Source organism: Streptomyces sp. NPDC054956, assembly GCF_053609185.1.
On sequence record NZ_JBSGXB010000241.1, the window covers coordinates 1 to 11,917 of the forward strand.

The 11,917-nt window shown below is 72.3% G+C and carries 11 protein-coding genes; 7 read left to right on the plus strand and 4 right to left on the minus strand.

Annotated features, from left to right (window positions below; translation table 11 throughout):
* Positions 1-153 precede the first annotated feature (153 nt).
* Both ACWGDE_RS28785 and ACWGDE_RS28790 read left to right on the plus strand, forming a co-directional pair.
* Positions 154-486: a hypothetical protein gene (locus tag ACWGDE_RS28785; RefSeq protein WP_453391949.1), complete on the plus strand. Its 333-nt coding sequence runs from the start codon at positions 154-156 to the stop codon at positions 484-486.
* 442 nt (positions 487-928) lie between these two features.
* Positions 929-1,525 carry a winged helix-turn-helix domain-containing protein gene (locus tag ACWGDE_RS28790; RefSeq protein WP_453391950.1) on the plus strand — a complete coding sequence of 199 codons (597 nt, stop codon included), beginning with the start codon at positions 929-931 and terminating at the stop codon, positions 1,523-1,525.
* 128 nt (positions 1,526-1,653) lie between these two features.
* Here the strand turns inward: ACWGDE_RS28790 and ACWGDE_RS28795 are convergent, their stop codons facing one another.
* On the minus strand, positions 1,654-3,192 hold the full coding sequence (locus ACWGDE_RS28795; RefSeq protein ID WP_453391951.1) for a PepSY-associated TM helix domain-containing protein: 1,539 nt from the start codon (positions 3,190-3,192) through the stop codon (positions 1,654-1,656).
* A gap of 78 nt (positions 3,193-3,270) precedes the next feature.
* Positions 3,271-4,065 (minus strand): hypothetical protein, encoded by a 795-nt coding sequence (locus tag ACWGDE_RS28800; protein WP_453391952.1) that lies wholly within the window; start codon positions 4,063-4,065, stop codon positions 3,271-3,273.
* A gap of 86 nt (positions 4,066-4,151) precedes the next feature.
* Between ACWGDE_RS28800 and ACWGDE_RS28805 the strand changes: the two genes are divergently transcribed.
* The 5 genes from ACWGDE_RS28805 (at position 4,152) to ACWGDE_RS28825 (ending at position 9,721) form a co-directional block, all read left to right on the plus strand.
* Entirely contained in the window at positions 4,152-4,772 is a 621-nt protein-coding gene (locus tag ACWGDE_RS28805) for a rhomboid-like protein (protein ID WP_453391959.1), read from the plus strand.
* A gap of 52 nt (positions 4,773-4,824) precedes the next feature.
* Positions 4,825-5,640, plus strand: coding sequence for a tyrosine-protein phosphatase (locus ACWGDE_RS28810; protein ID WP_453391953.1), 816 nt, complete (start codon positions 4,825-4,827; stop codon positions 5,638-5,640).
* Positions 5,641-5,747: 107 nt separating this feature from the next.
* On the plus strand, positions 5,748-7,661 hold the full coding sequence (locus ACWGDE_RS28815; RefSeq protein ID WP_453391954.1) for a hypothetical protein: 1,914 nt from the start codon (positions 5,748-5,750) through the stop codon (positions 7,659-7,661).
* A 90-nt stretch (positions 7,662-7,751) separates the two neighbouring features.
* Positions 7,752-8,669, plus strand: coding sequence for a metal-dependent hydrolase (locus ACWGDE_RS28820; RefSeq protein ID WP_453391955.1), 918 nt, complete (start codon positions 7,752-7,754; stop codon positions 8,667-8,669).
* Complete coding sequence (locus ACWGDE_RS28825) at positions 8,666-9,721, plus strand: PDR/VanB family oxidoreductase (protein WP_453391956.1); 1,056 nt, start codon at positions 8,666-8,668, stop codon at positions 9,719-9,721. The genes ACWGDE_RS28820 and ACWGDE_RS28825 overlap by 4 nt, the downstream gene beginning before the upstream one ends.
* A gap of 76 nt (positions 9,722-9,797) precedes the next feature.
* On the opposite strand, the gene ACWGDE_RS28830 is transcribed toward ACWGDE_RS28825, so the two are convergent.
* Positions 9,798-10,253: a hypothetical protein gene (locus ACWGDE_RS28830; protein ID WP_453391957.1), complete on the minus strand. Its 456-nt coding sequence runs from the start codon at positions 10,251-10,253 to the stop codon at positions 9,798-9,800.
* On the minus strand, positions 10,253-11,917 hold a 1,665-nt coding region (locus ACWGDE_RS28835; RefSeq protein WP_453391958.1), incomplete at its 5' end, for an RHS repeat domain-containing protein. The genes ACWGDE_RS28830 and ACWGDE_RS28835, both read right to left, overlap by 1 nt.

Consider the following 11,917-nt stretch of genomic DNA (forward strand, 5'->3'; position numbering starts at 1 on the left):
GACCTCCTAGATCTAAACTATTAAATTCGTCGGAAGCGTCTGTTGTGTATTAGAGAAAGCCCGCGGGGCCCACGCGGCCCGGCGGGCGCCGGCTTTCCCACAGGCTCCGCCGTCACCGGTGACGGCGTCGGTCCCGTCTGGCACGGTGTCCCCATGTTGGCGATCAGAGTCGAAACCGACCACGGCCCGTCCTACGAGCGCCCCGCGCTGTCCCTGCTGTCCGACCTGGTGGGGCGGCTCGGCACGACCGGGGGCCAGTTCCTCATACTCGAACGCATCCCGAACGAACCGGACGTCTACCTCCAGGTCTGGTACGACGGCGACGACGACTACCAACTGGAACACCGCGCAGGCTCCCACGAGCGGCACTTCCAGGCCTTCATCCCCACCGCGGCCGAGGTCGTCCACCTGATGACGCTCTGGGCCCGCCAGGAAAAGGCCTGGGACCTCGGCCCGGCCTGGGAGCGCCTCGACCTCCCCTCCTAGGGGCCGGTGGAGCCGCCGCACTGGGACGAATCCGCTCACGATGCGATACGGGTGATCGGGACGGACTGGCGGAGGCGGCTGGCCGGTTGACGGTTTGTCGGGATTGCAATGGTGCGTTCACGGGGTGATCACGGAAAATGAGATTTCGATCCATAGAGTGAGACAAGGTCTGCCCGGGCGCCCGGACATCTGCTTGAATGGGGCCATGGCCAGCTACTTGCACACCTCGACGGGTCGCAGCGACCTCGAGCCGTTCTGGCCGTCCCGTCAGGACCACGATTTCGACCGGGTGTGTTGCCGCGCCGAGAACGCGCCGGCCCTCTAAAGCCTCCGGGACCTCCAACCGACCTCCCCGAGGCCTTCGGTCTGCGCGGTACGACACAAGACGACGCATGTACGTACGTCTCCTGCCGACCACTCCGCGTGAAAGAGCTGACCACTCATGGCCAACACCCGTTCCTTCGCTTCTGCCGCCCCCGCTGCGACCGCCTCCCTGACCTACCCGACCTTCCCGCCCAGTCCGCGCCACCGTCTGCGGGCCGTGGACCGGGACGAGGTGGCCCGGGTCGTGGACTTCCTCCCGCCGGGCGCCACCTGGCTGCCCGCCCCCGCGCACACCCTGCCCACCCTGCCGGGCCAGCCCCCGATGGTCGGCTACCTGGTGCTCGTACCGGCCGACCAGCAGCCGCCGGTCGCCTTCTCCCCGCAGTCCGTCCCCGCCGCCCCGGCCGCCCCCGAGGCCGCGGCCCTCACCGGGGACGCCCTGGTCCGGATCGACCCGGCCCAGCGCACCGCCGAGGTGGACGGCCAGATCCTGGACCTGACGTACCTGGAGTTCGAACTGCTGGCCCACCTGGTCGCGCACCCGCACCGGGTGCACAGCCGGGACCAGCTGGTGACCACCGTCTGGGGCTACGGGCACGTGGGCGACGGCCGGACCGTCGACGTCCACGTCGCGCGGCTGCGCCGCAAGCTGGGCGCGTCCCACCGCGGCGCGATCCAGACCGTGCGCCGGGTGGGATACAAGTACGCCCCCTGAGCGCACTTCTGACGGATCGGCATCCGTGCTGACATGACGGTGGGCCCGTACTCACGAGGGGGAGTACGGGCCCACTGTCGTGCCCGTGCCGGTCCGGGGCCTCCCGGACCGGCACTGACCGGACCGGCCTAGAGCGCCGGGGAGCGGCGCGAAGCGGCGAAGCCCAGCACCACGTCGACCGCCAGGAACACCAGCAGGCTGATCCCGAGCAGCGGCAGGAACCAGCCCACGACGGCCGTGGCGGCGGCCAGCGGCAGCAGCACCGTCACCGGGAGCTTGCGCCACGCGCCGCGCGGCTGGGCGCGGCCGGCCGAGAGCCGGAGGTCCTTGGTCGGGCGGCGCAGCCACCACATGCGGTAGCCCCAGACGACCATGAACATCACCAGGACCGCGAGCACGGCCAGCGCGATCTGGTTGGCGAGCCCGAGGGTCAGGCCCATGTGCAGGTCGATGCCGAAGCGGGTCAGCTTGGCGAGGACCGGGTAGTCGGCGAAGCGGACCTCGTCCATGATCCGGCCGTCCGCGGGGTCGACGGAGACCGCGTCCAGGTGCACCGGCACCTGCTTGTCCTGCTCCTTGACCACGTACCCCTTGCCCTTGGCGGGCAGGGTGATCCGCAGGGACTCGGTGACCCCGGCGGCGCGTGCCGCCGCCACCGCGCCGTCGACGCCGATGGCGTCGGCCGGGGTGGGCGGCGCCGCCTGCGCGCCGTCGGCCGTGCCGTGCCCGGCGTGCTCGCCTCCCGCGTCGGCCGCGGGGGCTCCGGCGATCTTGGCGGCGACGGCCGGGGTGGCCCCGCCGAGGCCGTCCTTGAGTTCACCGATGTTCTCGCCGGCGTACTTCGACCAGGTCAGACCGGTGGCGGAGAGACCCACGAGGCCGATGGCGATCCAGACGCCGACGGAGCCGTGCCAGGACAGGGTCTTGCGACGGCCGGACGCCTTGCGGTCGGGCACGACGAGCGCGGCCCGGCGGGTGCGCCGACGGCCGATCCACAGCGCGAGCCCGCCGAGCACGACCACCCACAGCCAGCTCGCGGCGAGCTCGCTGTAGTTCCGCCCGAACTCCCCCAGCTGGAGGCTGGAGTGGAACTCGCTCAGCCATGCCCGCAGCGGCAGCGCGTCGCCGGCGGTGGTGAGCTTGCCGCGGACCTCGGCCGTATACGGATCGACGAAAACGGTGAGGGTCTCGTCCTCGGCGAGTCCCGGGCTGTTCATGATCACCCGGGTGGTGGCGTCGGCCTCGGGCGCGGGCCACACGGCCGTCACCTCGCCCTGGGGCGCGGCGTTCTTGGCCGCGTCCACCTGGGCGCGGAGCGGCAGCGCGCTCTCGCCGACGCGGTCGACCGTCAGCTCGTGGGAGTAGACGATCTTCTCGGCCTGCCAGGAGCCGGCGTAGAGCAGCCCGGTGGTGGCGGCGATGAACAGCAGCGGGGCGATCAGCACCCCGGCGTAGAAGTGCAGGCGCAGGAGCAGCGGCCGCACGGCGGCCCAGCCGCCGGTACGGGCCTTGGCGGGGGCGGCGGCAGAGCCGGCGTCGGAGCCCGCTTCGGCTCCGGATTCAGTTCCGGATTCAGTTCCGGATTCGGCTCCGGATTCGGTTCCGGCTTCGTTTTCGGGTGCTTCGGGGTCCGCCGAGCGGGTTTCCCGGACATCGTCGAGAGACATGGGTGTCCTTGGTGTTGGCGAAGACATGGGTGAGCGGCCCCAGGTCTCGCCCCCTCACCGAGGAGGTGCGCCGTTCGGTCAGGCGCGGGCGGGACGGCCGGGGGCCGTGATACGGATCCGTCCGCGCGCGGGCGGCCCGCGCCGCTCGGCAGTGTGCGCGTGCACGGCCCCGCGCAGGGTGCGCGGCCGCTCGTACGCGGCGGGGCGCGCCACGGGCGCCGGCGCCGCGGTGGTCCCGCGGGTCCACAGCAGTGCGAGGACCCGGGCCAGCGGCCGGGCGGCGAGCAGCGCCCCGGCCGCGAGGGCGGCGGCGAGCCGGAAGACGGCGGCCTCGCCGCGGGCCAGCCAGAGCGCGCAGAACAGCCCGGCGAGGACGTGCGCGGCGATCATGCCGAGGCCGTCGTGGGCGTGGCCGGCGGCCATGTCGCCCATCCCGGCCATGCCGCCCGTGCCCGCCATCCCGCTCATGCCTGCCATGCCGTCCATGGCGGCGGCCCCGGCCATGTCGGCCATGTCGGCCATCCCGCTCGTGCCCGCGGCGCCCGGCACCGGCCCCGTCCCGGGCACGGCCGCGTGGGCGGTGTCCGTGGCCATGTCCATGCCCGCCATGTGGTGACTGCCGGCGGAGGCCGAGAAGACGAAGTGCAGGACCGCCTGTACGCCGAGCAGCGCCGGGGTGATGGAGAGCGTTCCGCGCCGCCGCCCGGCACCGAGCCAGGCCAGCCCTCCGGTCAGCCCGAAAGCGGACAGAAGGCCCAGTAGCGGAATGTCCGTACCGGACATGTACGAATGCCCCACCGCACCCAGTGCGACAGCCACCGCCGCGAAAACCGCGGCCCGCGTGGCGCGCATCGGCGCGGGGCTGTGTGACATGACCAGGGCATGCTGCCATGCAGGCCCGCCTCGCTCAACGCCGCCCCGTAGCCGATCATGTTCGGATGAATCCACAGCCGTTGACAGTGCCTTTGAGTGCGGTGTATGCGGGCGGAATCCAGCTGGGGGCGTACGCCCTGGAGCGGCTGGATCCGGCGGCGCGCGAGCGGTTGCTGCGCCGCTGCTCCACCAATGCCGACAACCTCGACGCGGGCCGCTGGGAGACCCTGCCGCTCAGCGCCTTCCTCCTCGAGGAGCCGATGTCCCTGCCGTACGCGCTGCTGCTGACGGCCGTCCTCGGGTACGCGGAGTACGCGTACGGCGCCTGGTGGACGGCCGCCGCCTTCCTGTTCGGGCACGCGGCCGCGAGCCTGCTGGTCTACGGGGTGCTGCGCCGCACCGCCGGCCCGCGGACCCGCCGGGCGGTGGACGTGGGCGCCAGCTACGGGTTCAACACCGTGCTCGGAGCGCTGACCTCGGCACTTCCGCGCGGGCCGGTGCGCACCGCCGCCCGGGTGGGGCTGCTGGCGCTGGCCGTCCGGCCGGTACTGCGGCGGGAGCGGACCTTCACGGACGCCGGGCACCTGGTCGCGCTGGGCCTGGGCCTCGGGGTCTCGCTCGCCGCCGATTACCTATCCACAGGGAAATCTCGGAAAATCATAGAGATGACACGCGTCACCCAGCGCCTGTCACCGAGGCCCATTTAGTTCTTCGATCATTCGTTTTTCGAATGCCACCGCCACCGTTGGAGCCGCCACGATGACCGCCACTCCCGCCACGACCGTCGCCAACCTCCGCGACCTCGGCGGCACCCCGCTCTCCGGCGGCCGCACCGTCCGCTCCGGCCTGGTCTTCCGCTCCGGTCAGCTCGACCGGCTCGACCTGGAGGTCGACCGGTCCGTGGCCGCGCTGGAGCTCCGTACGGTCATCGACTTCCGCACCGACCCCGAGCGCGCCGACCACCCCGACCGGATGCCGCCCGGCGCCCGTCTGCTCATAGCCGACGTCCTGGCCGACAAGGTGAACGCCGGCACCGGCGCCGCCGAGGGTCCGGGGCAGATACCCGCCGCCCAGCTCAAGGACCTGCTGTCCGACCCGGCGGTCGCCGAGGAGCACCTGGGCGGCGGCAAGGTCCAGGCCCTGTTCGCCGGCATCTACCGCTCGCTGGTGAGCTCCGGCTCCGCGCAGGCCTCGTACCGGCTGCTGCTGACCGAGCTCGCCGATCCCGAGGCCGGTCCGCTGCTCTTCCACTGCACGGCGGGCAAGGACCGCACGGGCTGGGGCGCCACCGTGATCCTGTCGCTGCTCGGCGCGGACGACGAGACGCTGATGAGCGAGTACCTGTCGGTCAACCCGGCGGTGCGGATCGCCTTCGCGCCGATGATCGAGGGCTTCACGGCGGCCGGCGGCGACCCGGAGCTCGCGCTGGCGCTGATCGGCGTCTACCCCGAGTACCTGGAGGCCGCGCTCGACGAGGTGAGCACGCGCTACGGCTCCATGGAGAAGTACGTGCGCGAGGGCCTCGGTGTCTCCGACGAGACGGTCGAGGCGCTGCGCGCCCGCCTCGTCGTCTGAGCGTCCGAACGCCTGAGCATCCGAACGCCGCTCGGCCCGGGGGCGCCGATCCGAACGTTCGCACTGGGGACGGGTGACCATCCGACCATTCGCTCGTTCTGCTGAACGTGACTGCGCCGGATACCGCCACCCGCCCCCTCTCGCCCGACGTCGAGCAGGCCGAGGCCGCCATCGTCGAGCACTACCCGCGGCTGGTGCGGCTCGCCTACCTGGTGCTGCCGCCCTCCCTCGGCCGCAACCGGCGGGTCCTCACCGCCCATTCGCTGGCCCAGCGCGCCCTGCCGCGCGGCCGGCGGGAGGCGTCCGGCGCACAGGGCGGGGTCCCGGGCCAGCGGGGCGGGGCGGGCCCCGATTCCGGTTACGCGTACGTACGCCTGCGCGTGCTGCGTTCCGCGCTGGAGGCCGGCATCCCGCTGACCTTCCGCGCCCTGCCCCGGCGGGCCCAACTGCCGCCGCTGCTCCCGCAGGTGTGGGGGCTGCGGCTGTTCCCGCGCTCCGGCGGCGCCGAGGAGCTGGCGCTCGACCAGTGGCTGGCCACCCTCGACGGGCCGGGCCGGGCCGCGTGCGTCCTGCGGGCGCTGGAGCGGCTGCCCGAGTCCGAGGTGCTGCGGGTGCTGACCGAGGCGGGGGTGGTGAATCCGGCCGCCGCCGTCGCGGAGTCCGGCGATCCGTCGACCGACGAGCTCTTCGCCTCCCCCGAGTTCGACCCCTGCGTGCTCCAGGCCCGGCCCACCGACCTGCTGCGGCGCCGCCGGCTGACCCGGGCCGCGATCGCCGGCGGGGCCGCCCTCGCCGTGTGCGGGGCGCTGCTCGCGCTGCCCGGCGGCGGCTGGGGGGCCGACGGGGCCGCGGCCCCGCTCTACGCGAAGAACGCGGCGGCGGAGCAGGCCCTGGACCCCGGGCAGCTGGTCCGGGTCGCGCCCACCGTCTGGCGCACGTCCTCGCGCACCGACTACTCGGGCTGGCCCGCGCGCGGCGACCGGATCGACGACACCGCCCTGCTGCGGCGGGCACTGGCCGTCTGGGCCCGGCCCGGCCGCTCGGTGGTCGTCTCGGCCACGCCCGGCACCCCGTCCGGGCCGCCGATGGGTCCGCCGCAGCTGCTGTTCGCCGGGACCGTCGACCAGGCCGTCGTGGTCCTGCTGTACGACGGCCTGCGCGTGGCGCGGTACGCCGAACCGCGCTCCGGCACCGAGGTCGCGGCCCTGGACTTCGCCCGGACCGACGGCGCGTCGGCGGACACGGCGACGGCCCTGGTGCTCAGCCGGGTCGACGGCAACGTCCGCTATCTGGCGGCGCCGTGGGTGACGGGCGCGGCGCTGCGGGACCTGCTGAAGCCGGGCGAGGCCCCGACGGAGCTGAAGCTGACGCCGGAGGGGATGACCCCGCCCGTGCCGAGCCCGGCCCCGGACGGCAGCTGTACGAGCTGGAACGCGCTGGCCCTGACCGGCGACGGAGCGACCCGGCTGATCACCGACCTGGGCGAGCTGACGCCGGCCCGGCTGACGTCGGGCGCGCCGGGCGCCGAGCGGAACGTGACGGAGGGCGCGGAGCTCGGCGAGTGGTCGCGGATCGCCTGCCTGCTGCCGTCGGTGCGCTCGCACGGGGTGCGGGCGGTCAACGCGTGGACGTACGCGAAGCAGCCGCTGCCCGAGGGCGACGGTACGGCGACCTGGCTGTGCACGCGGGCGGAGACCTGGCAGGGCACGGCGGACCGGGTGCAGGCGCAGTTCCTGGCCCCGGGCGCGCCGCTGGCCGCGCAGGCGGCGAAGGCGGAGGGCTCGCCGGCGTGCGGTCCGCGGGAGCCGCGGGTGCTGGCCGGTGTGCTGTGGAAGTCGAAGGCCGGCCAGTGGTACGTGCTGGCGGCGGGCAGCGCGCAGTTCGCCTCGCTGACGGTGGGCGGCGGCCAGGTGAGCGGGGTCGCGGTGGGCAACCGCCTGGCGGTGAAGGCTCCGGCGGGAGCCCAGGTCGAACTGTCGGGCAAGCTCACGGACGGCTCGAAGGCGGGGGTCCTGCGGTAGCCCGGGGTGGGGCGGAGCACGGCGCACCGAGAGGAAGGAAGTCGGCGCAGAGGGGTTTTCCCCGCCTCTACCCATCAGTACATTGACGCCATGTCTAATACGCCGCCCGCGCCCGCCCTCGTGGCGTCGGAACACACGGAACACATAGACCTCACGGGGGGCCTCAAGGCCCGGAACGTGTCCTTCTCCTGGGAGGACACCCCGCTCCACTGGCTGCCCGGCGACCCCTTCGCCAACCACACCATCAACGTGCTGCACCTCCTGCTCCCGGCGGGCGAGCGCTGGTTCGTGCACGTCTACAAGCAGGTGCTCCCGTACATCACGGACGAGGCGCTGCGCGAGGACGTCGTCGGGTTCATCGGCCAGGAGGCCATGCACGCCACGGCCCACGACGACGTGCTCCCCCACCTCAAGCGGCTGGGCCTGGACCCGACCCCGTACACCGCCCAGGTCGACTGGCTCTTCGAGAAGCTGCTCGGCGACCGGACACTGCCGCCCGGCAAGGCGCGCAAGTGGTGGCTGATGGAGCGCGTGGCGATGATCGCGGCGATCGAGCACTACACCGCGTTCCTGGGCAACTGGATACTCAACGCCGACGAGTTGGACCGGCGGGGCGCCGATCCGATGATGCTCGACCTGCTGCGCTGGCACGGCGCGGAGGAGGTCGAGCACCGCTCGGTGGCCTTCGACCTCTTCATGCACCTGGACGGCAACTACCGGCGCCGTGCCCGCACTTGGGCCACCGCCTTCACGGCACTGGTCTTCCTGTGGCAGCGCGGATCGCGCTACTTCATGGAACACGATCCCGAACGGCCCGGCTCCAAAGCCTCGTTCGGCCAGTTCTACCGCGCGGGACGCAAGGGCACCCTGCCCTCCACGGGCGCGATGCTCAAGTCGATCCCGACGTACCTCTCGCGCACGTACCACCCCTCGCAGGAGGGCTCGACGGCCCAGGCCGTCGCCTACCTGGCCTCCTCCCCCGGCGCCAACGGAGGTGTCCGGGCATGAGGCGGACCACGGCGGTGACGGTGGCGGCGCTGGCGGGCTCGGCATGGCTGGCGAAGCGGGCGATCGGCAGGCGGATCAACGGCGGATCCCCGCTCTGGCCGCTGCCGGCCCTGGAGACTCCGGTGTCGGGCTACTCGCCGCGCCGGTGGATCCCCACACTGATCGTCTCGCGTACGGAACCGGCGCAGGGCGTGCTGTCCCTGGTGCTGGAATCCGCGGAGCTCCCCGCGTGGACCCCGGGCGCGCACGTGGACGTGGCCCTCCCCTCGGGTCTGGTCCGCCAGTACTCCCTGTGCGGCGACCCGGCCGACGAGGGCCGGTACACGATCTCGGTCCGGCTCGTCGAGGACGGCCGCGGCGGCTCGCGCGAGGCGCACGCGCAGCTGGTGGAGGGCGCGGAGCTCTCCGTCCGCCCGCCGCGCAACCGCTTCCCCCTCCAGCCCTCCGCGTCCTACGCCTTCGTCGCGGGCGGGATCGGCATCACCCCGATCCTGCCGATGCTGCGGGCCGCCACGGCGGCCGGCGCGGACTGGACCCTGCTGTACGGGGGCCGGTCGCGCGCCTCGATGCCGTTCCTCGCGGAGCTGGAGGCGTACGGGGACCGGGTCACGATCCTCCCGGAGGACGAGGCGGGCCTCCCCGACCTGGCCCCGCTCTCCGGGACCCCCGCGGGCACCCTGATCTACTGCTGCGGCCCGGCCCCGCTGATGGCGGCGGTGCAGGCGGCGGCCCCGGAGGGCGTCCCGGTCCACCTGGAGCGGTTCTCCCCGGCGGCCGGGACGGGCGACGCGAAGCCCTTCACAGTGGAACTCCGGCGTTCGGGCCGGGTCGTCGAGGTCGCGGCGACGGAATCGACCCTGGCCGCGGTGCGCCGGGAGCTGCCCAACACCCCGTACTCCTGCGAGCAGGGCTTCTGCGGCACCTGCCAGCACCGGGTCGTCTCGGGGGAGATCGACCACCGCGACACCCTGCTCACGGACGGCGAACGCGAGGACTCGATGCTCCTGTGCGTCTCGCGCGCGGCCTCGGACCGGCTGGTCCTGGACCTGTAGAGCCCGCGCCTGGAGCCCCGAACGCGGGAAGGCCCCGGAGACCGAAGTCTCCGGGGCCTTCCTCGCTCAGTCCTTCCTACGGCACTGCCGCCGGCTTCGTGAGAAGGACGCTCTCTCCGTCGCCGACCCAGGCCGACAGGACCTTCACCTTGTCCTTCTCGACCACCTTGAGGGTCGCGACTCCACCACCGGTGAAGTTGATGTTGACCTCGGGCCCGGCTCCGTAGTCGCCGAAGCTCCAGCGGCCCTCACCCGCGACGAGTTCCTTGCCCAGCGACTTGGCCCCTTCACCCGGCGTGAAGGACGTCCGCAACTTCTGCGCGGCGAACGTGCCGTCCTCCCGGAGCGTCAGGTCGGAGCCGTAGCCGTCCCCCCAGGAGCCGACCAGCTGCTCCTTCCGGACGTCTTTCGCCTCGGGCAGCGCTGGAGCATCTGCGAGGGAACACCCTGCCACCGTCCAGGTCACCGCGAAGAGGCAGCCCAGAGCGAGGAGCAGTGCACGCCACGGACGGCGGGCCGTCGGCGTTCTCATCAGAACCTCAACTCCTCACGCCAGGTGACCACGTGATGCTTCGGTCCCATCACGCCCCCGAATCCGTTTTTGTCGAAGAGCCTGGTATAGAACTCTCCCTTGCCTTTGTAGCCCGTGAACAGGTGGGCGGCCGAGGAGAAGTCCTGTACCTCGTCCACAGTGAACTGCACTTGGATCCCCTTGTCCGAGGCGACGATCACCCGGCCCGTGACCTTGAAGGATCCCAGCACCACCTTGACCGCGTTGGGGTCGATCAGACCGGTCGACAGACTCAGCGCGTCCCTCCCGACCTGCTCGACCATCTCGAACGCGGAGAGCTTGCCGATGGAATAGGGCTTGCCGATATCGCCCAAGTCCGTGTTCCCGGTGTCCTTCCACTTCTTCAACGCGGCTTCCCTGGCCGACTTCGCCTCGGGCGTTGAGGCCATCAGCATGGCCATGATGCTCCCGTCACCGGACGTGATCTCATCCGGGCCGGTGCCGACCACCCAGGCTGCCAGCAGTTCCTTGAGCGGGGTCTCCGGAGCCAGCGTGCTGCTGATCGACTCGGTGCACGAGACCAGGATCGGGTCGGCCTGGCACATCTGCGAGTGGAGCCGCTGGGTCTCCGCGGCCGCCTCGGCCTCCTGCTGCTTGGTCTTCTCGTAGAGCGGGGTGAAGACCGGGTCGTAGACCGGCTGGATCACGTTGCTGCCGAGGAGGCCACCCGGAGGGGGCTTCAGCGGGTTGTACCCACCGCGGCCACCACCGCGGCCACCGCCACCGCCGCCACCGCCGCCGCCGCCGCCGTTGTAGTGCTTCTCGACCTCGTCCTTCGGCATGTCCTCGATGTGCTTGCCGTTGGTCCAGCCGCCGCCACCGCAGTAGCCGGCGCTGCCGCAGCTCTCGAGACCGGTCGGGTCGCTCTGGGTGACCGGGCTGTTGTTCGCGTAGCTGTAGCCGTTGAGGGAGTACGGCTGGTCGAGGCTCAGCATGGGGTCGACGCTGATGAACTGGCCGAGGGCCGCGTCGTACTCGCGCGCGCCGATGTGGGTCAGGTTCGTGTTCTTGTCCTCCGGCTTGTCGAGGAACCGCTTGTCGTCCGGCCAGCTCGCCGCCGCCGGTCCGCGTGCGGAGCCGAAGGGGGTCGTGTACCGCTTGGACACCGTCTGCGTGTCGTCCGCGGAGACCGCGAGGGAGGACGTTCCGTGGCTGTCGCCGGCCACGAACGCCAGCTTGGCGGTACCGGATTCGTTGCTCAGGACCGCGACCTTGACGCCCGAGATGCTGTAGGAGCGGGTGGCCCACTTCGTGGCGCCCTTGAGGTGCACCTCGTTGGAGCCGGCGTAGAGCACCGTCTCGCCCGCCGCGTCGCGGCGGATCAGGAGTTCGCCCTCCGCGTCATAGATGTAGTCGGTGGCCGCGGCCCCTTCCGTGGTCTTGGTGAGCTTGCCCTCCGCGCCCCAGTTCAGGGTCTGGGAGGTGGCGCTGCCGGGGGTTTCCGCGCGCTTGGTGGTGTTGCCCGTCGCGTCGACGGTGTACTGCGGGGTGACACCGGTGCAGGTGGCGCCGGTGGTGGTGGCCGCCAGCGCGTGCGGGCGGGCCGGGTCGTAGCAGTAGGTACGGGTCGAAGGAGTCCCGGTGTTGGTCTTCTCCGTGGCCCGCTGGCCCGACGCCGTGTAGGT

What these genes read in the sequence shown, in the direction of transcription:
- ACWGDE_RS28820 (WP_453391955.1), top strand. Translation starts at nt 7,752, where the DNA reads ATGTCTAATACGCCGCCCGCGCCCGCCCTCGTGGCGTCGGAACACACG.
- ACWGDE_RS28795 (WP_453391951.1), bottom strand. Translation starts at nt 3,192, where the DNA reads ATGTCTCTCGACGATGTCCGGGAAACCCGCTCGGCGGACCCCGAAGCA.
- ACWGDE_RS28810 (WP_453391953.1), top strand. Translation starts at nt 4,825, where the DNA reads ATGACCGCCACTCCCGCCACGACCGTCGCCAACCTCCGCGACCTCGGC.
- ACWGDE_RS28785 (WP_453391949.1), top strand. Translation starts at nt 154, where the DNA reads ATGTTGGCGATCAGAGTCGAAACCGACCACGGCCCGTCCTACGAGCGC.
- ACWGDE_RS28830 (WP_453391957.1), bottom strand. Translation starts at nt 10,253, where the DNA reads ATGAGAACGCCGACGGCCCGCCGTCCGTGGCGTGCACTGCTCCTCGCT.
- ACWGDE_RS28790 (WP_453391950.1), top strand. Translation starts at nt 929, where the DNA reads ATGGCCAACACCCGTTCCTTCGCTTCTGCCGCCCCCGCTGCGACCGCC.
- ACWGDE_RS28825 (WP_453391956.1), top strand. Translation starts at nt 8,666, where the DNA reads ATGAGGCGGACCACGGCGGTGACGGTGGCGGCGCTGGCGGGCTCGGCA.
- ACWGDE_RS28800 (WP_453391952.1), bottom strand. Translation starts at nt 4,065, where the DNA reads ATGTCACACAGCCCCGCGCCGATGCGCGCCACGCGGGCCGCGGTTTTC.